The sequence below is a fragment of the Streptomyces sp. NPDC030840 genome (assembly GCF_055572015.1).
The window spans coordinates 249,800-273,710 of record NZ_JBVIEE010000011.1 but is presented as its reverse complement, the minus strand read 5'-3'; the positions used below and the strand labels follow the sequence as shown (position 1 = coordinate 273,710).

Below are 23,911 nucleotides of genomic sequence, written 5' to 3'. Positions count from 1 at the left end.
CCCACACGTTGTGGAAAACTCCCTCACCCGAAGGGGAAGTTCCGCCCCCCGGTCACGGCATCGCGAACCCCGGATCCATCCCGCCCAGTGCCGACGTGCACAGGCAGTCCCGCTTCTCGTTCGGCGGCAGCGCGGCGACCGCGTCGAACAGGACGCCCCGCAGCCGGTCGACGTTCGCGGCGAACACCTGGAGCACCTCCTCGTGCGAGACGCCCTCGCCGGTCTCGGCGCCCGCGTCGAGGTCGGTGACGAGGTTCAACGACGTGTAGCAGAGCTCCAGCTCGCGGGCGAGCGCGGCCTCGGGGTGGCCGGTCATGCCGACCACGGACCAGCCCTGTGCCTGGTGCCAGACCGACTCGGCGCGCGTCGAGAACCGCGGCCCCTCGACGACCACCAGCGTGCCGCCGTCCACCGGTTCCCAGTCCCGCCCGCGCGCCGCCTCCAGCGCGACCTTGCGGCCGGTGGGGCAGTACGGGTCGGCCAGCGACACGTGCACCACGTTCGGGACGCCGCCTCCGGGCAGCGGCAGCCCGTCGAAGTACGTCTGCGCCCGCGCCTTCGTACGGTCCACCAACTGGTCCGGCACGAGCAGCGTGCCCGGCCCGTACTCCGGCCGCAGTCCCCCCACGGCACAGGGCCCGAGCACCTGGCGAGCCCCGACCGACCGCAGGGCCCACAGGTTGGCGCGGTAGTTGATGCGGTGCGGCGGCAGGTGGTGGCCGCGCCCGTGCCGGGGCAGGAAGGCAACCCGCCGTCCCGCGACCTCGCCCAGGAAGAGGGAGTCACTGGGCGGCCCGTACGGGGTGTCGACCTGTATCTCGGTCACGTCGTCCAGGAAGGAGTAGAAGCCCGAACCGCCGATGACACCGATCTCAGCGTTCTCCGTGTTCGCCATGCCCGCACCCTAACCGGCGGCACGAACGCCGAGGACCCCGCCGTCGTACGACGACTCGTACGACGACAGGGTCCCGGAGCGGGCGCTATGCCGCCGAGGTGCTGCTGGAGGAGGACGAGCCCGAGGAGGACGAGCCGGAGGCCGAGCTCGACGAGCCGGTCGACGACTTCGCGTCGGACGAGGACTTCGAGTCCGACGACGAGGACTTGGAGGACGACGCCGTGCTGCTGCTCGACGACGAGCCACGGCTGTCGTTCCGGTAGAAACCGGAGCCCTTGAAGACGATACCGACCGCGGAGAACACCTTCTTCAGGCGGCCACCGCAGCTGGGGCACTCGGTCAGGGCGTCGTCGGTGAACTTCTGCACCGCTTCGAGGCCCTCACCGCACTCGGTGCACTGGTACTGGTACGTCGGCACTGGTCTTCCTCCTGGCACTCTCACTCGATGAGTGCTAACGACGATCCATAGTGACGCATTCCTTCGGTTCAGTCCACTGCGACCTGTGCGCGGTGACCGATGCCACGTGCGACGGTGCGGGTCCGGGGGCGGGGAACGAGCCGTGACCGCAGGGCGACCAGCGTCGCCAGCGCCAGCGCCGTACCGGCCAACGGCACCAGGAAACCGGCACCGTCCCAGAGACGGTCCTCCAGCTGGCCGGCGAGCGTGACGGCGGCGGCCTGGCCGAGTGCGACCGCGCCGGTCAGCCAGGTGAAGGCCTCCGTGCGGGCGGCCGCCGGCACCAGGGCGTCGACCAGCGTGTAGCCGATGATCAGGGCCGGCGCGACGCACATGCCGACCAGCAGGCCGAGACCGGCGAGGACCATCACCGAGTGGGCGGCCCACAGACCCGAGGCGGTCAGGGCGAGGGCCGCGTACGCGACGACCAGCCGCCGCCGCGGGGCCGCCTTCCAGGCGATCGCGCCGCAGACGAGGCCGGAGAGCATGTTGCCGGCCGCGAAGACGCCGTACAGGACGCCGTTCAGTCCGGGCTCGCCGATCGACTCCGAGAACGCGGCGAGCGAGACCTGCATGCCGCCGAAGACGGAGCCGATCCCCAGGAAGACCACGACCAGAACACGCACCCCGGGGGCCCGCAGTGCCGAAACGTGCTCCACGCGCGCGTGCCCGTCACGCCCGTTGCGAAGGGGGGCGGGCTGCGTGCCCTTCTGAGCCGCGAACAGCAGACCGCCGACCAAGGTGAGCGCGGCCTCCGTCACCAGCCCGGCCGCCGGGTCCACGGCCGTGCACAGCGCGGTCGCCACCAGCGGGCCGAGCACGAAGGTCAGCTCGTCGGTGACGGACTCGAAGGCGGCCGCGGTCGTCATCAGGGGCGTGCCCTGGAGCTTCACGCCCCAGCGGGCGCGCACCATGGGGCCGATCTGCGGCACCGAGGCCCCCGTCGGCACGGCGGCGGCGAAGAGCGCCCACAAGGGGGCGCCGGCCAGCGCCAGCGCCGTCAGGGTGGCGCCCGCCAGGGCGTGCAGGACGACGCCGGGCACCAGCACGGCCCGCTGTCCGTGGCGGTCGGCCAGGCGCCCGCTGTACGGGGCGAACAGCGCCATGGAGACACCGGTCACGGCGGCCACGGCCCCCGCCGCCCCGAAGGAGCCGGTGGTGTGCCGCACCAGCAGCACGATGGAGAGGGTCAGCATCGCGAACGGCTGGCGTGCGGCGAAGCCGGGGAGCAGGAACGTCCAGGCGCCGCGCGTGCGCAGCAGCTGTCCATAGCCCGGGCGGGACGGGCGGGAGGGACGGGACGACGTCGAGGTGACCGTGGAAGCCACGGCCCATGCCTTTCTGCCGCCTGGTAGCGCGACCCCCCGTCTTGGGCGGGCGCCGAGAGCTGTCCTCTTGCGCGGAACTGCGGTAGATGCCGGGCCCACGGTGAGGGCGTCCCGGCCGCCATACGGTCGCGCCAGCTCTGCGTCAGGCAGAGGTGGTTCGATCAAGTGCACCTGCATTGTACAGAGGCGATGCCCCCGGGGACCTGTGAAAGCGAGCACCAGCAGTCCGCGAACCTGGGAATCCGGTCAGGTTCCCCGAGCTAACGACTCGCCCCGCCGTTCCCCGTCCCCAGCCAGTCCGCCAGCTTGCCGCCCATGCCGACCGCGCGCAGGCGCCGTTCCGCCGCGTCCCGCACGGGGTCCGTGGCCACCACGAGCAGTTCGTCGCCGTGGCGCAGCGCCGTGGTCGGCAGGGGGACGAACGACGTGCCGTCGCGGACGACGAGCGTGACGGCCGCGCCGGGCGGCAGCCGCAGCTCGTTGACCTCGACGCCGTGCATCTTCGAGCCCTCGGGGATCGCCACGGACAGCAGGTGCCCGCGCAGCCGCTCCAGGGGCGCCGACTCGATGCCGAGGTCGGCGGCCTCCTGGCCCTCGCGCAGGCGCAGCTTCCTGGCCACCCAGGGCAGCGTCGGCCCTTGGACGAGGGTGTAGACGACGACGAGCACGAAGACGATGTTGAAGATCCGGCGGCTCGCCTCGACCTCGTTCACCATGGGGATGGTCGCCACGATGATGGGGACCGCGCCGCGCAGCCCGGCCCAGGACAGCAGTGTCTGCTCGGGCCAGGGCAGCCTGAACGGCAGCAGGGCGACGACGACGCTCACCGGCCTGGCCACCATGGTCAGCACCAGGCCGATGACGATCGCGGGCACGATGTCGTCGCCCATCTCGTGCGGGGTCACGAGCAGGCCGAGCAGCACGAACATGCCGATCTGGGCGATCCAGCCGACCCCCTCGGCGAAGCCGCGCGTGGCGGGCCAGTGCGGCAGCCGGGAGTTGCCGAGCACCATGGAGGCCAGGTACACGGCGAGGAAGCCGCTGCCGTGGGCGAGTGCCCCGGCCGCGTAGGCGGTGACGGCGATGGCCATGACGGCGATCGGGTAGAGGCCGGAGGCGGGCAGGGCCACGTGCCGCAGCCCGTACGCGCCGAGCCAGCCCACCGCGAGGCCGACGGCCGCGCCGATGGCCAGCTCCAGGGCTATCTTCCCGAGCAGCACGTACCAGTGCTCCACTGGGCCGGCCATGGAGAACGAGACGACGAGGATGACCACGGGGGCGTCGTTGAAGCCGGACTCGGCCTCCAGGACACCCGTCAGGCGCGCGGGGAGGGGGATTTTCCGCAGGACGGAGAAGACCGCCGCCGCGTCCGTCGAGGACACCACCGCGCCGATGATCAGCGACTGCCGCCATTCCAGCCCGCTCAGGTAGTGCGCGCCCGCGGCCGTGACGCCGACGCTCACCGCCACCCCGACCAGCGCCAGCGAGCTGGCGGCCGGGAGGGCCGGTTTGATCTCCTTCCACTTCGTGCCGAGACCGCCCTCCGCGAGGATCACCACGAGGGCCGCGTAGCCGATGACCTGGGTCAGCTCGGCGTTGTCGAAGTGGATGTCGCCGATCCCGTCCTGGCCCATGGCGACGCCGATGCCCAGGTAGACGAGCAGGCTGGGGAGCCCGCTGCGCGAAGAGATCCGTACCGCTGCCACCGCGACGAGCAGGACGATCGAGCACATGAGCAGGAGCTGGTTGAGGTGGTGGACAGTCAGCGGCTGGTCCCTTCTCGCCGGTCCGTGCAGGTGGATTCGAGCACGCGAAGGCGGTCGTCGGCACGCTCTTCGATGCAGGTACTTCGTTACCTTACCTAACTCTTGACGTTTTCTTGACACTCGACAGTGCAAGATCGAACGTCCGTACGTGCCGGTTGCCGACTCCGCGTCAAGTCGTGTCGGGCCCTGCGCCTATGGTTGCTCCTGCGCTCAGTTAAAAGCACAGCCCGGTCTGCCGCTCGCATTAGGACAGCAAGGACAGCGATGCCCCCCAACACCACCGCCTCTTCCGGTGAGAAGCCCGGCAAGCCCGGCAGGAAGAAGGGGCGCAGAGCCCGCCTGCTCCTGATCGTCCTCGTCCTGGCCCTCATCGGAGGCGTCGGCTTCGGTGGGTACTGGTCGGTCAGCACCGTGCGCGCCTCGTTCCCGCAGACCAAGGGTTCGATCACGCTGGAGGGCCTGTCCGGACCGGTCGACGTCCAGCGTGACGACTACGGGATCCCGCAGATCTACGCCTCCACCGACGAGGACCTGTTCATGGCGCAGGGCTACGTCCAGGCGCAGGACAGGTTCTACGAGATGGACGTGCGCCGCCACATGACCGCGGGCCGCCTGTCCGAGATGTTCGGCAAGAGCCAGATCGACAACGACGAGTTCCTGCGCACCCTCGGCTGGGACAGGGTGGCGAAGGAGGAGTACGACACCAAGCTCTCGGCCGAGACGAAGAGGTACCTCCAGGCCTACGCCAAGGGAGTCAACGCCTACCTGCGGGGCAAGGAGGGCAAGGACATCTCCCTGGAGTACGCGGCCCTCGGCTTCAGCAACGACTACAAGCCCGAGGAATGGACCCCGGTCGACTCGGTCTCGTGGCTGAAGGCGATGGCCTGGGACCTGCGCGGCAACATGCAGGACGAGATCGACCGCGCCCTGATGACCAGCCGCCTCAGCCCCAGGCAGATCGCCGACCTCTACCCCGAGTACCCGTACAACCGGAACAAGGCGATCGTCCAGGAGGGCGAGTACGACCAGGTCACCCGTACGTGGACGCAGGGGTCGCAGGGCTCCGGGACCTCCACGCAGAGCGACGCGGGTACGGGCGGCACCGGGACCGGCGCGGGGACCTCCGGCGCCTCCGCGGCCCTCCAGACGCAGCTCTCGGGCCTGTACAAGGTGTTGGAGGACGTGCCCGAGGCCGTCGGCGTGAACGGCAACGGCATCGGCTCCAACTCCTGGGTCGTCTCCGGCGCCCACACCATCAGCGGCAAGCCGCTGCTCGCCAACGATCCGCACCTGTCGGCCTCGCTGCCGTCCGTCTGGTACCAGATGGGCCTGCACTGCAGGGCGATCTCCGACAAGTGCCAGTACGACGTCTCCGGCTACACCTTCGCCGGGATGCCCGGCGTCATCATCGGCCACAACCAGGACATCGCCTGGGGCATGACCAACTCCGGTGTCGACGTCACCGACCTGTACCTGGAGAAGCTCTCCGGCAACGGCTACGAGTACGACGGCAAGGTGCGCTCCTTCGACACCCGCGAGGAGACCATCGAGGTCGCCGGCGGCACGTCCAAGAAGATCGTCGTCCGCACCACCAACAACGGCCCCCTGCTGTCGGACCGGGACGACGAGCTCGTGAAGGTCGGCAAGAAGGCCACGGTCGACAGCGCCGCACCCGATCGCGGCGACGGCTACGCCATAGCGCTGCGCTGGACCGCCCTGGAGCCGGGCACCTCCATGGACGCCGTGTTCGCCATGGACAAGGCCAAGGACTGGGACGGCTTCCGCAAGGCCGCCGCCCTGCTCGACGCGCCGTCGCAGAACCTGATCTACGCCGACACCAAGGACAACATCGGCTACCAGCTGCCCGGCAGGATCCCGATCCGCGGCGAGGGCGACGGCTCGATCCCGGCGCCGGGCTGGGACTCCAAGTACCGCTGGACCGGCTACATCGACCAGGACGAGCTGCCGTACGAGTACAACCCGAAGCGCGGCTACATCGTCACCGCCAACCAGGCCGTCGTCGACCAGGCCGCCGGCGAGCAGGACGCGTACCCCTACACGCTCACCACGGACTGGGGCTACGGCACGCGCAGCCAGCGGCTCGCCGACCTGATCGAGTCGAAGATCAAGGGCGGCGGGAAGGTCTCGACCGAGGACATGCGCCAGATGCAGCTGGACAACAGCAGCGAGATCGCCCGGCTGCTGGTGCCCAGGCTGCTGAAGATCGACATCCAGGACAAGAGCGTCCGGGAGGCGCAGAAGCTGCTGGAGGGCTGGGACTACACCCAGGACGCCGACTCGGCGGCGGCCGCGTACTTCAACGCGGTCTGGCGCAACATCCTCAAGCTTGCCTTCGGCAACAAGCTGCCCAAGGAACTGCGGGTCAAGGGACAGTGCCTGTACGTCGATCCCGTCGACACGACCGGCCCCGTGGACGAGGAACAGAAGGTGCGCGAGTGCGGTGAGCGCGACGCCGACCAGGCCCAGCCGGACGGCGGCGACCGCTGGTTCGAGGTGGTCCGCAGGATCATCGACGACGAGAAGAACGACTGGTGGAAGGCGCCCGGCACGCGCACCGAGAAGCCGGCCAAGACCCGCGACCAGCTGTTCGCGCGGGCCATGGACGACGCCCGCTGGGAGCTGACCGCCAAGCTCGGCAAGGACATCGACACCTGGAGCTGGGGCCGGCTGCACCGCCTGTTCCTGAAGAACCAGACCCTGGGCACCGAGGGCCCCGGCTTCCTGCAGTACATGCTCAACCGCGGCCCCTGGAAGCTCGGCGGCGGCGAGGCCACCGTCAACGCCACCGGCTGGAACGCGGCGGGCGGCTACAACGTCGTCTGGGTGCCGTCGATGCGGATGGTGGTCAACCTCGGCAACCTCGACAAGTCCAAGTGGATCAACCTCACCGGTGCCTCCGGGCACGCCTACAACGCCCACTACACGGACCAGACGAGCAAGTGGGCCCAGGGTGAGCTGCTGACCTGGTCCTTCTCCAAGAAGGCGGTCGACGCCGGCACGAGCGACACGCTGCTGCTGAAGCCGTGACACTCTGACGGAGCCGGTGAAATCCGGTGTAAAGGGCCCTCCACGCGCGCGTGGAGGGCCCTTTCGGCTGTGAGGGGGCGCCCCTTCGCCTCAAGGGGGTTCCTAGGGGCGGGCGGTTCGGAAACGCCGTACTCCCGAAGGGGTCACCACCGCGTGCACCGGACGGTCGTGGGGCTCCTCGGGCACGCGGTCGACGACCTCCGTGTCGTACAGGAGCACCACCAGCGCCGGATCGGTCCCCGCGCGCTCCAGACGGGCGAGGACCCGGTCGTACGAGCCGCCGCCGCGCCCGAGGCGCATCCCGCGGGCGTCCACGGCGAGACCGGGCAGCAGGACGGCGTCCGCCCGTTCGACGGCCGCCGGGCCGAGGCGCTCGCCCGACGGCTCCAACAGGGCCATCTTCCCGCCGTGTTGGACACGGACCAGGGACCCCTCACCCTCGTACACGCCCCAGTCGAGATCGTTGTCCTCCATCAGGACCGGCAGCAGAACACGCACCCCGCGCGCGTGGAGCGCGTCGAGGAGGGCGAGGGTGCCCGGCTCGTTCCCCACGGAGACGTACGCCGCGACCGTGCGCGCGCGCACCAGTTCGGGCAGGCCCAGGGCGCGGACGGCAAGGGCGTCCGTCGTTTTCCGGACGTCATCCGCCGTCAACCCGTTCCTCACCGTGAGGAGCTCTCGCCGCAACAATCGCTTGGCAGAGTCCGTACCGTGCCTCATCCGGCTCACAAGCTGCTCCCGCACTGTTCATAGTCGGCTCATATGAGAGCGAATTAACCGGAGCCACAGATTGTTCACAAAGGCACCGGATAAGGTTGCGCGCATGACTGAGTCGAACCCCAGGATCACCAAGGCTGTCATCCCCGCAGCCGGCCTCGGCACCCGGTTCCTGCCGGCCACCAAGGCCACTCCCAAAGAGATGCTGCCGGTCGTGGACAAGCCGGCCATCCAGTACGTGGTCGAGGAGGCGGTGGCCGCGGGTCTCGACGACGTCCTCATGGTCACCGGTCGCAACAAGCGGCCCCTGGAGGACCACTTCGACCGCAACTACGAGCTGGAGTCCGCCCTTCAGAAGAAGGGCGACGCCCACCGGCTGTCCAAGGTCCAGGAGTCCAGCGACCTCGCCACCATGCACTACGTCCGCCAGGGCGACCCCAAGGGCCTCGGCCACGCCGTCCTGTGCGCCGCCCCGCACGTCGGCGACGAGCCCTTCGCCGTCCTCCTCGGCGACGACCTCATCGACCCCCGCGACCCCCTGCTCCAGCGCATGGTCGAGGTCCAGGAGCAGAACGGCGGCAGCGTCATCGCGCTCATGGAGGTCGCCCCCGAGCAGATCCACCTCTACGGCTGCGCGGCCATCGAGACCACCGAGGACAGCGACGTCGTCAAGGTCACGGGCATGGTCGAGAAGCCGGAGCCGGCCGACGCCCCCTCGAACTACGCGATCATCGGCCGCTACGTCCTCGACCCGCACGTCTTCGAGATCCTCCGCAAGACGGAGCCGGGCCGCGGCGGCGAGATCCAGCTCACCGACGCCCTCCAGCAGATGGCGGCCGACGAGAAGGTGGGCGGTCCCGTCCACGGCGTCGTCTTCAAGGGCCGCCGCTATGACACCGGCGACCGCGGCGACTACCTGCGTGCCATTGTCCGACTCGCATGCGAACGTGAAGACCTGGGCCCGGACTTCCGGACCTGGCTCCGCAGTTACGTAGCCGAGGAGATGTAGCCACTTTGAGCAGCGCCCCGACCCGCGACACCGCCCAGGACCACGTCTGGACGGTGACCGAGCACCTGGAGGACATCCTCGCCACCGTCCGCCCCCTGGAACCCATCGAGCTGCAACTCCTCGACGCCCAGGGCTGCGTCCTGGTCGAGGACGTCACGGTGCCGCTGTCACTGCCGCCGTTCGACAACAGCTCGATGGACGGGTACGCGGTGCGGGTCGCGGACGTCGCGGGCGCGAGCGAGGAGTACCCGGCCGTCCTGACGGTGATCGGCGACGTCGCCGCGGGCCAGGGCGAGCAGCCGCACGTGGGGCCCGGGGAGGCCGCCCGCATCATGACCGGCGCCCCGCTGCCGCCGGGCGCCGAGACGGTCGTTCCCGTGGAGTGGACCGACGGCGGCCTCGGCCAGGGGCCCGCCTCCGGGATGCGCGCCCACAGCGCCAGCCCCGAGGGCGCCTCCGGGCAGGTGGCCGTCCACCGCGCGGCCGAGGCACGCGCGCACGTGCGGGCCAAGGGTAGCGACGTGAAGGCAGGTGACCGGGCCCTGGCGGCGGGCACGGTCCTCGGCCCGCCGCAGATCGCGCTGCTCGCCTCGATCGGCCGCGCCACGGTCCGCGTACGTCCCCGCCCGCGTGTGGTCGTCCTGTCCACCGGCAGCGAACTCGTGCAGCCCGGCGAGAAGTTGGAGCCGGGCCAGATCTACGACTCCAACAGCTTCGCCCTCACCGCCGCCGCCCGCGACGCCGGAGCGATCGCCTACCGGGTCGGCGCCGTCACCGACGACGCCGAGATCCTCCGCGCCACCATCGAGGACCAGCTCGTCCGCGCCGACCTGCTCGTCACCACGGGCGGAGTGAGCGTCGGGGCGTACGACGTCGTCAAGGAGGCCCTCCAGTTCGTCGGCGACGAGGACGAGGCGGGCAGCGGCGTCGAGTTCCGCAAGCTCGCCATGCAGCCCGGCAAGCCCCAGGGCTTCGGCTCCATCGGCCCCGACCACACCCCGCTGCTGGCGCTGCCGGGCAATCCGGTGTCGTCGTACGTCTCCTTCGAGATGTTCGTACGGCCCGCCATCCGCGCCCTGATGGGGCTGGAGGACCTGCACCGGCCCACCACCCGCGCGACGCTTCAGGCGCCCAAGGCGCTGACCTCGCCCGCCGGGCGCCGGCAGTTCCTGCGCGGGAGCTACGCCGACGGCAAGGTCACCCCCGTCGGGGGCGCCGGATCGCACCTGGTCGCGGCCCTCGCTCACGCCGACGCGTTGATCGTCGTGCCCGAGGAGGTGGAGTCGGTCGAGCCCGGCAGTGAGGTCGAGGTCGTCCTCCTGGGCTGACCGCGGCCAGGGCCGGGGAGATCCCGCTCCGCGGGGCCGCTGAAGGTGGCGTACCGTGTCGCGCACAACAGGCCGTGCGCGGCACCGCGGCGGCCCTGACCGGGAGCGCCACACCACATGACTGTGTCTTCCCGGGGGGAGACCCCCGGACCGCCGGATGACCGCCTCACCCACATCGACGAGGCGGGAGCCGCCCGCATGGTCGATGTGTCGGAGAAGGACGTGACCGCGCGGACGGCCCGCGCCAGCGGCCGGGTCCTGGTCTCGCCGCGCGTGGTCGAGCTGCTGCGCGGCGAGGGGGTGCCCAAAGGAGACGCCCTCGCCACGGCGCGTATCGCGGGCATCATGGGCGCCAAGCGCACGCCCGACCTCATCCCGCTCTGTCACCCGTTGTCAGTGTCGGGTGTCAAGCTTGATCTGTCGGTCGCGGACGACGCCGTCGAGATCCTCGCCACCGTGAAGACGACCGACCGCACGGGCGTGGAGATGGAAGCCCTCACCGCGGTCAGCGTGGCGGCGCTCACCGTGATCGACATGGTCAAGGCGGTCGACAAGGGGGCGGTCATCACGGACGTGCGCGTGGAGGAGAAGACCGGCGGCAAGTCGGGCGACTGGAGGCGGGCATGACCCCGCCCCCGGACCCGTCGACCGTGGGCGCCCTGGGCGCGCCGTACGCCGCCCTGGTCGTGACCGCCTCCAACCGTGCCGCGGCCGGTGTGTACGAGGACAAGGGCGGGCCCCTGATCGCCGAGGGGCTCAAGGCGTTCGGCTTCGCCGTCGACGGCCCGACGGTCGTCCCCGACGGTGATCCGGTGGCGGAGGTGCTGAGGGCGGGGGTCGACGCCGGGTACGACGTCATCGTGACCACCGGCGGCACCGGCATCTCGCCCACCGACCGGACCCCCGAGGCCACCCGGAGCGTCCTCGACCACGAGGTGCCGGGCATCGCCGAGGCCATCAGGGCGTTCGGCAGGGACAAGGTGCCCACGGCCGCGCTGTCCCGTGGGCTCGCGGGTGTCGCGCGAGGGACACTGATCGTGAACCTTCCGGGCTCCACCGGTGGCGTGAAGGACGGGCTGGCGGTCCTGGAGCCCCTGCTGGTCCACGCCGTGGACCAGATCCGGGGCGGGGACCACCCGAGACCCGGTGGCGGCGGGGCCGCTGCCGGGCACGGAACCGCGGATGCCGCCGGGCACAGACCCGGGGGGACCGCCGGGGACCACACCGGCCACGGCCATGGAGCGGACCGCCGCGGTCATGGTGCGGAGCCCGGCCATGGCGCGGACCGCCCCGGTGAGGGTGCGGACCGCCCCGGACCGAGTGGGGGTGCGAGCTGACCAGTCCATCCTGGCCCGTCGTGCTGGCGGACGGCGACGTCGTCCTCCGGCCGATAAAGCTGCGCGACCAGCGGGCCTGGCGCGAGGTCAACCGGCGCAACCGGGACTGGCTGCGGCCCTGGGAGGCGACGATTCCGCCGCCACCGCCCGGCGGCCCGATGGCGCACCGGCCGACCTATCGCCAGATGGTCCGCCATCTGCGCGCGGAGGCGAACGCGGGCCGGATGCTGCCGTTCGTGATCGAGTACCAGGGCCGGCTCGTGGGCCAGCTGACGGTCGCCGGGATCACCTGGGGCTCGATGTGCTCCGGGCACGTCGGTTACTGGGTGGACGAGGCGGTCGCCGGACGCGGTGTGATGCCGACGGCCGTGGCTCTCGTGGTCGACCACTGCTTCCGCGGCGTCGGTCTGCACCGCATCGAAGTCTGTATTCGCCCCGAGAACGGGCCGAGCCGCCGGGTTGTGGAGAAACTCGGATTCCGCGAGGAAGGGCTTCGTCCACGATATCTTCACATCGACGGGGCCTGGCGCGACCATCTCGTCTTCGCGCTCACCGCCGAAGAGGTGCCCGACGGCCTGCTGGCCCGCTGGCAGCGCCTACGCGCGCGGAGCGTCCCACGCGGCACGCCGCACAACACTTCCGGCACCCCCGGCGACACGCCCCGCAAATAAAATACGTGTTCGAAATTGATCGGTCGCTGATCGTCTGGGGGCGTTAATTTCGCGCTCGCGGCGGCCTGCTGATCGCATCGGTCACAAAAAAAGCTCGAAATATCAGCCAGATCGTGCGACACACCGGCTCAATTGGCAGATGGCCTCATGCAAACCCCTCTACCGTGTGAGGCGTGAGCAGCAGCGGCCTCATCTACGCAGTCATCGTCGGGGCCTGGGCCGCCTACTTGGTGCCGATGTGGCTCCGTAGGCAGGACGAGCTGAACGAAGCCCGTCCGACGGAACGCTTCAGCACCGCCATCCGGCTGCTTTCCGGACGGGCGGGCATGGAGCGCCGGTACGCCAAGGACCTGCGGGCGCGCTCCACCGACGAGGGGGAGCGCGACGCCGACCCGGGCGCCGTCACCGATTCGGTGGACGTCCGGGCCTTCGCCATGCCTCGCTACCGGCCGCAGACCAAGACCCGGCTGCCGGCGGAGCCGGGCGAGGCCAAGGGCGGCGAGGCCAAGGGCGCCAAGGCCAAGGGCAAGGACGGGACGCCCGAGGGAAGCGCCAGGCCGGTGCCGCAGCAGTCGCAGCCGGGCGGCAAAGCGCAGCCGGGCGGCAAAGCGCAGCCGGGCGGCAAGGCGCAGCCCGCGTCCTCGCGGACCGCGCCGAAGCCGGCTGCGGATGCACGCGCACGGCGTGTGAGCCCGGCGGAGTCGGCCGCACGCGCCCGGCGCTCGAAGGTGCTCGCGCGCCGACGGCGTACGACCGTCATGCTCTTCCTCGCCTTCACCCTCGGTGCGATCGTCGCCGCGGTCGGCGGGCTCGCCTTCCTGTGGGCGCCCGGGGTGCCGGCGGTGATGCTGAGCGTGTACATCGCGTACCTGCGGGCCCAGGAGCGGCGGCGGTTCGCGTACACGATGGACCGGCGCCGGGCCGAGGCGGCGGCGCAGCGCCTGCGCGAGCGGCAGCCCCGACGGCGGCCGACGCCCGACGCGGACGCCGACGAGCCGGAGGACGGACCAGAGACCGGGACCAACCCCGGCCTCTCCGCGCTCGCGGCCGACCGCCGCGCCCTCGTCGAGCAGACCGACCACGCGGAGTGGGTCGACCAGCAGCGCGAACGCCAGCGGCACCCCGGCCAGGGGGACAGCTGGGACCCGGTCCCGGTGCCGCTCCCCACCTACGTGACGGCGCCGGTCGCCCCACGGGCCACGCCGAACGTGGACCTGGGAGCGCCGGACTCGTGGAGCTCGGCGAGGTCGAGCGCGGTGGGGTCGGAGACGGCGGGTGCGGCCGGTGCGGGCGTCGGGGCCGCGGCCACCCGCGACCCGGACGCGCCTTCGTCCGCGCCCCGGCCCTCGTCCTCCTCCCCGGCTCCGCCCGACCAGGACCAGGAGAGCACCGACTCGCCCTCCAGCTCCTCGGACCCCTCCGACGACAGCCGCTCCGACGCCCGCCGCGCCGCGTCCGCTCGCCGGGCCCGGGAGCGGGGGCGTACCCCGCTGTTCGACCAGTACGAGGACGGCGACCGGCCGAAGGCGGCCAACGAGTAGCGCCACGGCGTCCCGGAGCCCCGCACCGCGTTCGCTGACGCCCCGGCAGGTCCGCCGTCGTTGACCAGCGTCGGAACGGATTTCCAAGCAGCCGGATGGGGATGCTAGAGTTTCACTCGTTGCAAGGGCCTGTGGCGCAGTCCGGTAGCGCACCTCGTTCGCATCGAGGGGGCCAGGGGTTCAAATCCCCTCAGGTCCACGCACGACTGTTCTTGAGTTTGCTCGGGAGCGGTTGACGAGATCCCGTCGATCTTCATGATCGGTCGGGATCTTTGTCGTTTCCGGGGTCTTTCCGATCGTGTTCGGGGTGGGAGACGGCGGCGACCCGCGCTGTCGGTGGTGGCGCCGTCTCGGTTCTGCGTGTTGCGCGCGTCACGGGGTGCCCGGGGCGCCAGGGCTGGTGGTGATCGTCTGCGATTCGGCCTGCTCAGGGTTCAGGGCGATGCCGCCGAGGTTGCCGGCGGTGACCACGAGGGCGACGAGGAGGTTCTGGGCGACCCGGCCGGGGGCCGGCCGCGGCCGGTGCTGGGGGCTGCGGATGTCGATCTCGTCGCTCTTGAGCCGCCGTGGACCCCCTCGTTGTGCGATCGGATGGGCTTGTAGGCGGCGGTCCAGGCGGTGGACAGGCAGGGGATGTGCGGGCAGTTGCTCGGCCGGCGGGGCTTGAGCCACTCGTCGGGCGGGAGTTGGACGGTGGGCCGGACGGCCGGGTGGGCTCGCGGGGAGGCGATGGACTGTCGTCAACTCGGCTGTCCTCGGGCTGGCGCCGGTCCCGGCGAAGGTGGAAGGGGCGCGGTCGAAAGCCAAGCGGCTGGCCGCGCGTGGCCGGCTGGCGGAGGAACGGCCGGACTGTTCAGTGTGCCCGTCGGGTGAGGCGGCGGCTCATCACCGTGCTCATCGCCCACTTGATCGCCGACGGGTGGACTCCATGCGCTGGAAGTACCGGTAGGTCCACTCGCATGTGCCGACTCCTGTTCCGGGGGGCGGAACAGCGGGGAGGGTGGGGCAAACGCAGTCAGGCAGCCAGCAGGTAGCGCACCGCTGTCTCGGCCAGGTCGGCGGTGAAGACGTCGTCCTCGACGGGTACCGGCCTGGCGAATCCCGGACCGTATGCGACACGGATGACCGACGCGGCGAAGACGGTGCTGAAGCAGTGGCGAACCGCGGTCTCGATGTCGGGGTGCGTGATGGCGTTGGCCGCTCCCAGGACCACGCCGACGAACCCGTCTCCCAGTTCCTGGCTGTACCGGGAACCTCGGCGCCGGACTTCCGGATGCGACGCGGAGAGCAGGACGACGGCCCGCAGGAACCGCTCGTGGCGAAAGAACATGCCGACCGTTTCGGCCACTGCCGCGCGGACGAGTTCGGCCGCGGGCAGGTCTGCCCATCGGCTGGTGTCGGCGAATACCCGCTGCTCCGCACACAGGCGCTGGATGCCGTGCTCGTAGACGGCGAGGAAGAGAGCGTCCTTGCTGGTGGTGCGGGCGTAGATGGCAGGCGGCGCGACCTGGGCCCGCTCGCAGACGGCTGCGATGGTGAACGCCTCGTACCCGCCGTCCTCCAGGATCGACACACCGGCATCGAGCACCCGGTTCCACGCCTCGCGGCTGCGCCGTTGCTTGGGCGGCCGGATCTCCAGGTCGGCCGTCGGGACTGTCTCAGCCTCACCCATGAACCTCGGTCTCCCGTTCCCCCTGACATGCGTGCACAGGTCTTGACTGAACCGTAAGGCAGACTACAGTCTGCCGCCAACAGTAGCGCTCGCTACTGTTTTCTTCCGGTGGCCTGAGGTGTCCCCATGCCCGTACCGCTCTCGAACACCCCCCGCGGCCGCGTCGCCGTCCTCGGCGCCGGGCCGGCCGGCATGGCCGCGGCTCTGTCCGTCGCCCAGGCCGGTCACGACGTCGTCGTCTACGAGCGCTACCGCGAGGCGCGGCCGGCCGGCAACATCCTCAACCTGTGGCCGCCGCCGCTGAAGGCGCTGCGCGCACTCGGAGTGGACACCGACGACCTCGGCTCGCCCACAGACTCGGAGTTCCGCAACCTCTCCGGCCGCGTGCGGGCACGCGTCAAGCAGGACCCCGAAACCAAGCGCGCATACGGCGGAGGGTTCATCGGACTGCTGCGCCCCGAACTCTACGAGCGGATGCTCGCCGCCATCCCGCCCGACACCCTGCGGTTCGACCAGCACGTCACACGTATCGAGCAGGACGACCAGGCGGTCACTCTGCACTTCGCCGACGGCACCACCGCACAGCACGACGTCCTGGTCGGCGCCGACGGCATCGACTCGCTGGTACGACGCACGCTGTGGGGGGACGCCCCCAAGCGGGAGCACCGGCTGCACATCTTCGGCGGATTCACCTTCACCGACGTCCCCGGCACCGAACCGAACATGAGCGTTCTGACACACAGCAGAACCGTGCAGGGAAGCTGGACATCGATCCGTCACAAGGGCCGCGACGGCTACCAGTGGTGGGTGCTCACCGCCACCGACCCCAACGCCCCGGCGCCGCCGGACCTCAAGGCCGCGGCCACCGCATTGGCCGAGGAGTTCTCACCGCCCCTGCCCGGTCTGATCGACCGGACAGAGCCGGAGCACGTACAACGCTGGGTGCTGCGCGACCGGCCCCGCCTGAAGCAGTGGTCCAAGGGGCGGGCCACCCTCGTGGGCGACGCGGCACACCCGACCTCGCCCTACGCCGCCTACGGAGCCGGCATGTCCATCGAGGACGGCTACTTCCTCGGCCGCGCGCTGCGGGGCGTCGACCTCACCGACCTCACCGCCCTGCGGCGGGCGCTGCAAAGCTACGAAGACCCGCGCAAGCCCCACACCGCCCGGCAAGTCCAGCAGGCATGGATCCTCGGCAAGGTGTTCCACCACGCTCCGGCACCGCTGCAGCCGATCCGGGACTTCATCCTCGACCACACTCCGCTCCTGCAGAAGGCCGCCGGCGACAGCAATCCCCGCGAGATCCATAAGCAGCTGGCGCTCATCCAGGACTGACACTCCGTAGGAAAAGTCTCACGGGCACTGAGAGAGGGCTGAGCTTGTCGAGCTGGTTGGCAGGCAAGAGGTCGTCGCAGTGGTCTCAGTGTTCAGGCGGTGAAGGAGGTCTCGGCGGGGACCTGGGCCGCCGTTTCCGCGGAGGCTCCGCGCCGGGGCAGGCCGTGGCGCTTGCGGAAGTACGTGGAGAAGTCCTCGTCGAGACGGCGGATGCCGTCGGACCGGTCGCGGCGTTCCTGCCGTGTCTGTGCCTCGATCGCCTCCTGGTAGTTGGTCGTGGGATCCGGCAGTAGGGTCCGCTGGATGCGCAGGGCAGGCCCGTGGTCTTCAGGGGCAGGGCCCGGACAGGTGCGGGGGGCGGGGTCATGCCGTGGACCCGCCAGGTGGTCGGGTGCATCGTCGACGTGGCCAGAGCGCGGGCCAGGCCGTGCAGTGGCCTGGGGAAGTTCCGGTGGGCGAACTGGTCCAGGATGGCCGGCGTGACCCAGCGGCCCTCCTCGATGGCCGCGGTGGCGAGTGGCGTTGCGGGCCTGGTGCTGCTGATGGGAGGCGCGGACGGGAGCACTGGCCCGGCTCCCCTCCCGGGCATCGGATACGCGCTGCTCTCCGCCGCCGGCTACGCGGGCGTGACCTTGCTGGGCCGCTTCTCCGGGCGAATGAACGCCGGTGGCGCGTTCGAGTCGACGGTGACCGGCTTCGCGGTGGGCACGGTCTGCCTTCTGCCGATGGCTCTGCTGGAGGGCTTGCCGCCTGACACGGAGCGTCCGGCGTGGGCCCTGGGCCTGATCCTCTACCTGGGGGCTGTGCCGACGGCGCTGGCGTACACGATGTTCTTCGTCGGTCTCAGCGCCGTACGGGCGACCACGGCCTCCGTGGTCGCCCTGGTGGAGCCGCTCACGGCGGCGGTCATCGGCATCCTGGTCTTCGGCGAGCGGCTCAACGCGACCGTCCTCGCCGGCACGGCGCTTCTGCTGTTCGCCGTGCTGTTCCTCGCCGCCGACGAGAAGACTGGCCGGGCGTCGTCCCGAAGGACGCCCGGCCCGGGCACCGACCACGGTCGGCGTGTGTCGCGTCCGGCCATGCGGACCAAGGACTGACACCGACGTTCTGGGGTTCCCCTCGGGAGCAGTGACGAGATCCCGCCGATCTTCGTGATCGGCGGGATCTTTGTCGCTCCCGGGACTGTCGCAGTGATCACCGGCCGGCACTCCGGCATGTCCTGAGGGCAGGACCTGTCGTTCCTCTTCCGCGGGCCAGCCGTCCTCGCCTCACCACACGGGACGCAGCGGTGGGATCGTGTCGCCCGCCAACGTGCGGACGATGGTGGCGAGTTCCGCCCGGGGGAGTTCCAGGCCGGCCTCCTGGAGTCGCGCGGACAGCTGTCCCTCCAGCTGGTGGAGGATGCGGCCGGCCACCACGAGGTGTTCCTGTGCCTTGCCGGTCAGGGCGACCAGTTTGCGTCGGCCTCCCGCGGGGTGCGGGCGGCGCTCGACGTAACCACGCTTCTCCAGGTCGTCGATGATCTGGCCCGCGGCCTGTTTGGTCACTCCGAGTCGCTCGGCCAGTTCGCTGCTCGTCGCGCCGGTGTCGCGGAGGGCCTGGAAGACCAGGCCGTGCACGGGGCGCAGTTCCGCGTAGCCGGCGGCGTCCACGCGGCTCACGAACTCGGAGAGGACGAGCTGGAACGCCATCCCGAGCAGGAAGGTCAGTTCGCTGTTCTCCAGTGGGTCGCGGGTCCTCATCACCTCATCTTGACACACGCGTGTAAAGCTCCTTTACTCGTTGAGGAGATTGAGTAAAGGAGCTTTACTTAGTGCTTGAGGGTCTGGGAGGCGTCGTGCACGTGGTCAGTGAAAGCGAGCAGCGGACGACCAGGACACCGGCCGGGGTGATGTCCGGGCTGGCGGGCCCCAGCCGGGGCAGTGCCGAGGTCAGTACCTGGCGTGTGGAGCTCGGTGCCGGTATGTCCACGCCGGTGCACATCATCGACCGGGAGCAGGTGTGGATGCCGCTGTCGGGGACGTTCGAGGTCGAGGCGGACGGCAGGGTCGAGCAGGTCGGGGCCGGTCAGGCGGTGATCCTTGCCGCGGGGTCGGTGCGGCGGCTGGCGGCGGCCGGGGGAGGGCCCGCCGAGGCGCTGGTCGCCATGACGGTCGGGGGCCGGGCGATGGTGCCGGGTGGCGAGGAGAAGATCCCGCTCCCGTGGGCGGAGTGATCCGGCCCCTCCTCGGCCCCTGCGCGGCGGAGTGATCCGCTCCTGCCTCCGTCCCGCCCCCGGCGGAGCGATCCGGTCCCGCTCTCGCCCCGTCCCCGGCGGGTTCCCTCCCGTCTCCCCGCGCGGGCGCGGGGTGGGCCGAGGTAGGCCCACCCCTACCCCCGCCGCACCCCCTGGACCCATGGCCGCGTGATGTCCGCCCTTCTACGGTGTTCCGTGTGATCCGAATGACCCGTACGAGCCGTACGGCCAGTGCAAGCCGTGCGCACCCTAGGAACGTGTGGCAGGCCATGGCCGGGCCGTGCTACCTCCTGTCCTCGTGGCCGTGGCGGGCTCTCGGGTATCTGGTGTCCGGTGCGGTGGCCGGGGCCGTGATCCTGGTGGGGGTCGTGGTGCTGGTCGCCGTCGGTGGGGTGCTGGCCCTCGTCCTGGTCGGGGTGCCACTGCTCGCCGCCGCGCTGCTCGTCGGGGTGCCGGTGGCCGCGCTGGAGCGGTGGAGGCTGCGGCTGGTCGACCGGGACCCGGCGACCGGGGCGCACGGCGTGCCGGGCGGGCCCGGGCCGTGGGTCTGGTTCACCACCCGGCTGCGCGAGCAGCTGACGTGGCGGGAGCTCGGCCACGCCGTGCTGTTCGCGGGCCTGCTCTGGCCGGTCGAGGCGCTCGTCGTCACGGTGGCCCTGCTCTTCCCCGGGTCGATGGTCGCCGCCCCGCTGCTGATGGCCACGGTGGGCGACGGCCAGGAGGTGAAGGTGCTCAAGCAGTGGACGGTCACCGCGTGGCCGGCCGCCTTCGGGGTCGCCGTGCTGGGTGTCGTACTGCTGGCCGCCGGGGCGTACGTCCTCGGGGTCGCCGCCGGCGCCAGGGCCGGGCTCACGCGGCTGCTGATCGCCCCGCGTGAGGTGGACCTGGGGGCGAAGGTCGTCGAACTGAGCCGCTCCCGGGTGCGGTTGGTGGACGCGTACGAGGCGGAGCGGCGCCGTATCGAGCGGGATCTGCACGACGGCGCCCAACAGCGCCTGGTCGCCCTGACGATGACGCTCGGTCTGGCCCGGCTGGACGCGCCGCCCGGGCCGCTGGCCGACCAGCTCGCCCGGGCCCACGAGGAGGCCGGCAAGGCCCTGGCGGAGCTGCGGGAACTCATCCACGGCATCCACCCCAAGGTCCTCGCCGACTTCGGTCTGGAGGCCGCGGTCGCGGACGCCGCCGACCGCAGCCCCGTCCCCGTGGACGTGGACCTGGAACTGCCCGGACGCCCGCCCCGGGCCGTGGAGACGGCCGCGTACTTCGTGGTCAGCGAGGCCCTCGCCAACGTGGCCAAGCACAGCGGGGCGAGCCGGGCGGAGGTGAGCGGCGGGTACGCGGACGGGTGCCTCCGCCTCCGGGTGCGCGACGACGGGCGAGGCGGTGCGAGCGCGGACGGCGGCAGCGGGCTGACCGGACTCGCCGACCGGGTGTCCGTGCTCGATGGCAGACTTTCTCTGTCCAGCCCGCCGGGCGGGCCGACCCTGCTGAGTGTGGAGATTCCTTGCCGGATGGCCGAGTTGACGGAGCGGTCCCAGCAGTCCGAGCGGGCCGATCGCTCCGCGTAGTGCTGGCCGAGGACAGCGTGCTGCTGCGGGACGGGCTCGTCGGCCTGCTCACCCGATTCGGCCACGAGGTGGTGGCGGCCGTCGGGGACGCCGAGGCACTGCTCGCCGCGGCCGCCGAGCACGAGCCGGACGTCGTCGTGACGGACGTGCGGATGCCGCCCGGCTTCCAGGACGAGGGGCTGCGGGCGGCCGTGCGGCTGCGGACCTCGGCCGACGGGGCGCGGCCCGCGCTGCCCGTGCTGGTCCTCAGCCAGTACGTGCAGCGGGCGTACGCGGCCGAGCTGCTGGACTCCGGTGACGGGTCGGGCGTCGGCTACCTGCTCAAGGACCGGGTCGGGCAGGTCGAGGAGTTCGTGGACGCGCTGGGCGAGGTAGCGTCCGGCGGGACAGTCGTCGACCCCGAGGTCGTACGGCAGTTGCTGCGCCGCCGGCGTGATCCGCTGGCCCGGCTCACCCCGCGCGAGCGGGAGGTCCTGGCGCTGGTCGCGCAAGGCAGGTCCAACGGCGCCATCGCACGCGAGCTCGTCGTCACCGAGGCCGCCGTCGGCAAGCACATCGGCAGCATCCTCAGCAAGCTGGACCTGCCCCCGGCCGACGAGACCCACCGGCGGGTCCTGGCGGTGCTGGCGTTCCTGCGCGCCTGATCCCGCCTTTCACCGCACGCACTCGTGTACAGCGGCCACCTTGCCCGAAGGCGGCTACCCGCCCGCCTGACCAGTGGCTTTCCGTAGGCCCAGGGCGTTCCCCGGCTGTCCGTGGGCGTTCGGGATTCCGACTCCGTCCCATCCATTGACGGCACTCCTGGCTCACCCCTACCGTCTGGCCGAAGTTACGCACGACGTTCGAAATCTCGGATGTATCCGAGCAGACCCGAACGAGCCCGCCGAAAGAGCCGCCGCCGGAAGGGACTTGCCGTGCTCCGCACCCGTACTCGCAGAAGGTCGATCCGCCGCTGGTCGACCGCCTGGGCAGTCCTGCTGTCCCTGCTCGCGTCCCTGTCACTCGTCGCCACGCAGCCCACGGCCGCGGCCGACGGCAAGCCGTACACCAACCCGGTCAAGGCGCAGAAGGGCGCCGACCCCTGGCTGGAGTACTACAACGGCAACTACTACCTGGTCACCACCACGTTCACCAACAAGCTGCTCATGCGGAAGTCCCCCACCCTCGCCGGGCTCAGCACCGCCCCGAGTGTGGAGATCTGGTCGGACACCGCCGCTGGCCGCAACGACAACATCTGGGCGCCGGAGATCCACTTCCTCAACGGCAAGTGGTACCTGTACTACTCGGCCGCGCAGGCCGGTGTCGCCTGCTGCGACACCCAGCGCACGCAGGTGCTGGAGAGCGCAGGCACCGACCCGCTGGGCCCGTACACGCACAAGAACACCCTCACCGGGTCCAACCTCACCCCTGGCGGCTGGCTCATCGACGCCACCGTGCTGAAGCACGACGGCAAGCTCTACCTGGTCGGCAGCGGCTTCATCAACGGCAGCAAGCAGAGCCTGGTCATCGCCCCGATGAGCAACCCGTACACGCTCGCGAGCTCCACCTTCACGATCATCTCCAGCCCCACGCTGAGCTGGGAGACCTCCGGTGGCGCGGTCAACGAGGGCCCCGAGCCGCTCTACCACGACGGGCGGACCTTCCTCACCTTCTCCGCGAGCTTCTGCGCGACCGCCGACTACAAGCTGGGCCGGCTGGAACTCACCGGCAGCGACCCGCTGAACCCCGCCTCCTGGACCAAGAAGCAGACACCGGTCTTCCAGCGCGACGACGCCGCCGGGGTCTACGGTCCCGGCCACAACGGGTTCTTCACCTCACCCGACGGCACCGAGAACTGGATCGTCTACCACGCCAACAACACGGCCAACGGCGGCTGCGGCAACGCCCGTACCACCCGCGCGCAGAAGTTCACCTGGAACGCCGACGGGACACCCGACTTCGGTACGCCCGTGGCGCTCGGCACCACCCTGGCCGGCCCGTCCGGCGAAACCGCGACCACCCCGACCGCGTACACCATCGTGAACCGCAACAGCGGCAAGTGCCTGGACGTCAACGGCGGCAGCACCGCCGACGGCACGAACATCTTCCAGTGGACGTGCAACGGCGGCGCCAACCAGAAGTGGCGCGTCGAGGACATGGCCGACGACACCAGCCGCCTGGTGAACGTGGCCACCGGCAAGGTCGCCGACGTCGCCGACTGCTCCTCCGCCGACGGCACCGACATCCGCCAGTGGTCATGGCTGAACAACAACTGCCAGAAGTACCGGCTCGTGTACACCGGCGGCGACTACGTGCGAATCGTCAACGCGAGTACGGGCAAGGTCGCCGACGTCGCCAACTGCGGTACGGGCAACGGCGTCGACGTACGCCAGTGGACCTGGCTGAACAACAACTGCCAGCAGTGGCGGCTCGTGCCCACGACCGCATGACACCACCCGTGCGCCAGGGGACCGACGGACGCTACAGGGGCTTCGCGAAGCACATGCTGAGCTCGTGGAAGCGGTAGTAGCCGAACTTGGCGCACGGCTCGTAGCCGCTGGAGGTGTACAGGGCCACGGCCTCGGGCTGCTTGGTGCCCGTCTCCAGCACCATGCGGATACGGCCCGCCGCACGGGCGTCGTCCTCCAGGGCGGCCAGGATGCGGCGGGCCAGCCCCTGTCCGCGCGCCTCCTCGACGACGTACATCCGCTTCAGCTCGGCGTCCCCGTCCGCGTTCCCCTCGTCGTTCTCGTCCTGGGCACGCCAGCCGCCCGTCGCCACGGGTCTCCCCAACGCGTCGTAGGCGATGAGGTACACGCCACGCGGCGGCTCGAAGTCCGCGGGATCGACCGGGGTGGCGTCGCCGCCGTCGCCGTACCGGGCGGCGTACTCGGCCTGCACCTGGTCGTTGAGCTTGACGGCGTCGGGGTGGTCGAAGGAGACGCGGCGTAGGTCCATGCGGCAAATCGTAGTTCTGTTCGGGCCGGCTGAGGACGGGTGTCGAGTGCTGCTGGGGCACCCCGG

At 70.9% G+C, this 23,911-nt stretch carries 21 protein-coding genes, 1 tRNA gene and 1 pseudogene; 14 read left to right on the top strand and 9 right to left on the bottom strand.

The window, feature by feature from the left end:
• Positions 1-52 precede the first annotated feature (52 nt).
• From ACZ49J_RS24595 to ACZ49J_RS24580, 4 genes are all read right to left on the bottom strand, one after another.
• Positions 53-895: an S-methyl-5'-thioadenosine phosphorylase gene (locus ACZ49J_RS24595; RefSeq protein WP_467457338.1), complete on the bottom strand. Its 843-nt coding sequence runs from the start codon at positions 893-895 to the stop codon at positions 53-55.
• Positions 896-980: 85 nt separating this feature from the next.
• Positions 981-1,313, bottom strand: a complete 333-nt coding sequence (locus ACZ49J_RS24590) for an FmdB family zinc ribbon protein (protein ID WP_467457339.1) — start codon at positions 1,311-1,313, stop codon at positions 981-983.
• A 68-nt stretch (positions 1,314-1,381) separates the two neighbouring features.
• A complete protein-coding gene (locus ACZ49J_RS24585; protein WP_467457340.1) occupies positions 1,382-2,680 on the bottom strand; it encodes an MFS transporter in 1,299 nt (432 codons plus the stop codon).
• 260 nt (positions 2,681-2,940) lie between these two features.
• Positions 2,941-4,413 (bottom strand): potassium/proton antiporter, encoded by a 1,473-nt coding sequence (locus ACZ49J_RS24580; protein ID WP_467457341.1) that lies wholly within the window; start codon positions 4,411-4,413, stop codon positions 2,941-2,943.
• Between the two features lie 297 nt (positions 4,414-4,710).
• On the opposite strand from ACZ49J_RS24580, the gene ACZ49J_RS24575 reads away from it, so the two are divergent.
• Positions 4,711-7,494 carry a penicillin acylase family protein gene (locus ACZ49J_RS24575; protein ID WP_467457342.1) on the top strand — a complete coding sequence of 928 codons (2,784 nt, stop codon included), beginning with the start codon at positions 4,711-4,713 and terminating at the stop codon, positions 7,492-7,494.
• Positions 7,495-7,596: 102 nt separating this feature from the next.
• Here ACZ49J_RS24575 and ACZ49J_RS24570 read toward each other — a convergent pair whose 3' ends face one another.
• Entirely contained in the window at positions 7,597-8,214 is a 618-nt protein-coding gene (locus tag ACZ49J_RS24570) for a 5-formyltetrahydrofolate cyclo-ligase (RefSeq protein WP_467457343.1), read from the bottom strand.
• Positions 8,215-8,317: 103 nt separating this feature from the next.
• On the opposite strand from ACZ49J_RS24570, the gene galU reads away from it, so the two are divergent.
• The 7 genes and pseudogenes from galU to ACZ49J_RS24535 all read left to right on the top strand — a co-directional run bounded on the left by galU (position 8,318) and on the right by ACZ49J_RS24535 (position 14,296).
• A complete protein-coding gene (gene galU, locus ACZ49J_RS24565; protein ID WP_467457344.1) occupies positions 8,318-9,220 on the top strand; it encodes a UTP--glucose-1-phosphate uridylyltransferase GalU in 903 nt (300 codons plus the stop codon).
• 5 nt (positions 9,221-9,225) lie between these two features.
• Positions 9,226-10,548 carry a molybdotransferase-like divisome protein Glp gene (gene glp, locus ACZ49J_RS24560; RefSeq protein WP_467457346.1) on the top strand — a complete coding sequence of 441 codons (1,323 nt, stop codon included), beginning with the start codon at positions 9,226-9,228 and terminating at the stop codon, positions 10,546-10,548.
• 117 nt (positions 10,549-10,665) lie between these two features.
• Complete coding sequence (gene moaC, locus ACZ49J_RS24555) at positions 10,666-11,175, top strand: cyclic pyranopterin monophosphate synthase MoaC (RefSeq protein WP_467457347.1); 510 nt, start codon at positions 10,666-10,668, stop codon at positions 11,173-11,175.
• Positions 11,172-11,711 (top strand): annotated as a pseudogene (locus ACZ49J_RS24550) (MogA/MoaB family molybdenum cofactor biosynthesis protein); the annotation flags it as partial. The gene moaC and the pseudogene ACZ49J_RS24550, both read left to right, overlap by 4 nt.
• Positions 11,712-11,905: 194 nt before the next feature.
• Positions 11,906-12,556 (top strand): GNAT family N-acetyltransferase, encoded by a 651-nt coding sequence (locus ACZ49J_RS24545; RefSeq protein ID WP_467457349.1) that lies wholly within the window; start codon positions 11,906-11,908, stop codon positions 12,554-12,556.
• A 173-nt stretch (positions 12,557-12,729) separates the two neighbouring features.
• Complete coding sequence (gene sepX, locus ACZ49J_RS24540; protein ID WP_467457351.1) at positions 12,730-14,097, top strand: divisome protein SepX/GlpR; 1,368 nt, start codon at positions 12,730-12,732, stop codon at positions 14,095-14,097.
• A gap of 125 nt (positions 14,098-14,222) precedes the next feature.
• Positions 14,223-14,296: transfer RNA gene (locus ACZ49J_RS24535), tRNA-Ala, on the top strand.
• Between the two features lie 173 nt (positions 14,297-14,469).
• On the opposite strand, the gene ACZ49J_RS24530 is transcribed toward ACZ49J_RS24535, so the two are convergent.
• Together ACZ49J_RS24530 and ACZ49J_RS24525 are read right to left on the bottom strand one after the other, a co-directional pair.
• Positions 14,470-14,769: a hypothetical protein gene (locus ACZ49J_RS24530; RefSeq protein WP_467457352.1), complete on the bottom strand. Its 300-nt coding sequence runs from the start codon at positions 14,767-14,769 to the stop codon at positions 14,470-14,472.
• Positions 14,770-15,112: 343 nt separating this feature from the next.
• The gene (locus ACZ49J_RS24525; protein WP_467457354.1) at positions 15,113-15,769 is read right to left on the bottom strand and encodes a TetR/AcrR family transcriptional regulator; all 657 of its coding nucleotides are present in this window, start codon (positions 15,767-15,769) and stop codon (positions 15,113-15,115) included.
• A 126-nt stretch (positions 15,770-15,895) separates the two neighbouring features.
• Here ACZ49J_RS24525 and ACZ49J_RS24520 point away from each other — a divergent pair, with 126 nt between their 5' ends.
• Both ACZ49J_RS24520 and ACZ49J_RS24515 read left to right on the top strand, forming a co-directional pair.
• Complete coding sequence (locus ACZ49J_RS24520; RefSeq protein ID WP_467457355.1) at positions 15,896-17,104, top strand: FAD-dependent oxidoreductase; 1,209 nt, start codon at positions 15,896-15,898, stop codon at positions 17,102-17,104.
• Between the two features lie 479 nt (positions 17,105-17,583).
• Positions 17,584-18,201, top strand: a complete 618-nt coding sequence (locus ACZ49J_RS24515) for a DMT family transporter (protein ID WP_467457357.1) — start codon at positions 17,584-17,586, stop codon at positions 18,199-18,201.
• Positions 18,202-18,372: 171 nt separating this feature from the next.
• On the opposite strand, the gene ACZ49J_RS24510 is transcribed toward ACZ49J_RS24515, so the two are convergent.
• Entirely contained in the window at positions 18,373-18,846 is a 474-nt protein-coding gene (locus tag ACZ49J_RS24510) for a MarR family winged helix-turn-helix transcriptional regulator (RefSeq protein WP_467457358.1), read from the bottom strand.
• Between the two features lie 71 nt (positions 18,847-18,917).
• Here ACZ49J_RS24510 and ACZ49J_RS24505 point away from each other — a divergent pair, with 71 nt between their 5' ends.
• From ACZ49J_RS24505 to ACZ49J_RS24490, 4 genes are all read left to right on the top strand, one after another.
• The gene (locus tag ACZ49J_RS24505; protein WP_467457360.1) at positions 18,918-19,319 is read left to right on the top strand and encodes a cupin domain-containing protein; all 402 of its coding nucleotides are present in this window, start codon (positions 18,918-18,920) and stop codon (positions 19,317-19,319) included.
• Positions 19,320-19,609: 290 nt separating this feature from the next.
• Positions 19,610-20,908: a sensor histidine kinase gene (locus ACZ49J_RS24500; protein WP_467457389.1), complete on the top strand. Its 1,299-nt coding sequence runs from the start codon at positions 19,610-19,612 to the stop codon at positions 20,906-20,908.
• Positions 20,908-21,552, top strand: coding sequence for a response regulator (locus ACZ49J_RS24495; RefSeq protein ID WP_467457362.1), 645 nt, complete (start codon positions 20,908-20,910; stop codon positions 21,550-21,552). The genes ACZ49J_RS24500 and ACZ49J_RS24495 overlap by 1 nt, the downstream gene beginning before the upstream one ends.
• 270 nt (positions 21,553-21,822) lie before the next feature.
• Positions 21,823-23,337: a family 43 glycosylhydrolase gene (locus tag ACZ49J_RS24490; RefSeq protein WP_467457363.1), complete on the top strand. Its 1,515-nt coding sequence runs from the start codon at positions 21,823-21,825 to the stop codon at positions 23,335-23,337.
• A 31-nt stretch (positions 23,338-23,368) separates the two neighbouring features.
• Here ACZ49J_RS24490 and ACZ49J_RS24485 read toward each other — a convergent pair whose 3' ends face one another.
• Positions 23,369-23,845 carry a GNAT family N-acetyltransferase gene (locus tag ACZ49J_RS24485; RefSeq protein WP_467457365.1) on the bottom strand — a complete coding sequence of 159 codons (477 nt, stop codon included), beginning with the start codon at positions 23,843-23,845 and terminating at the stop codon, positions 23,369-23,371.
• Positions 23,846-23,911 lie beyond the last annotated feature (66 nt).

What these genes read in the sequence shown, in the direction of transcription:
- ACZ49J_RS24520 (WP_467457355.1), top strand. Translation starts at nt 15,896, where the DNA reads ATGCCCGTACCGCTCTCGAACACCCCCCGCGGCCGCGTCGCCGTCCTC.
- ACZ49J_RS24525 (WP_467457354.1), bottom strand. Translation starts at nt 15,769, where the DNA reads ATGGGTGAGGCTGAGACAGTCCCGACGGCCGACCTGGAGATCCGGCCG.
- ACZ49J_RS24485 (WP_467457365.1), bottom strand. Translation starts at nt 23,845, where the DNA reads ATGGACCTACGCCGCGTCTCCTTCGACCACCCCGACGCCGTCAAGCTC.
- ACZ49J_RS24575 (WP_467457342.1), top strand. Translation starts at nt 4,711, where the DNA reads ATGCCCCCCAACACCACCGCCTCTTCCGGTGAGAAGCCCGGCAAGCCC.
- galU (WP_467457344.1), top strand. Translation starts at nt 8,318, where the DNA reads ATGACTGAGTCGAACCCCAGGATCACCAAGGCTGTCATCCCCGCAGCC.
- ACZ49J_RS24510 (WP_467457358.1), bottom strand. Translation starts at nt 18,846, where the DNA reads ATGAGGACCCGCGACCCACTGGAGAACAGCGAACTGACCTTCCTGCTC.
- ACZ49J_RS24580 (WP_467457341.1), bottom strand. Translation starts at nt 4,413, where the DNA reads ATGTGCTCGATCGTCCTGCTCGTCGCGGTGGCAGCGGTACGGATCTCT.
- moaC (WP_467457347.1), top strand. Translation starts at nt 10,666, where the DNA reads ATGACTGTGTCTTCCCGGGGGGAGACCCCCGGACCGCCGGATGACCGC.
- ACZ49J_RS24570 (WP_467457343.1), bottom strand. Translation starts at nt 8,214, where the DNA reads ATGAGGCACGGTACGGACTCTGCCAAGCGATTGTTGCGGCGAGAGCTC.
- ACZ49J_RS24500 (WP_467457389.1), top strand. Translation starts at nt 19,610, where the DNA reads ATGGCCGGGCCGTGCTACCTCCTGTCCTCGTGGCCGTGGCGGGCTCTC.
- ACZ49J_RS24595 (WP_467457338.1), bottom strand. Translation starts at nt 895, where the DNA reads ATGGCGAACACGGAGAACGCTGAGATCGGTGTCATCGGCGGTTCGGGC.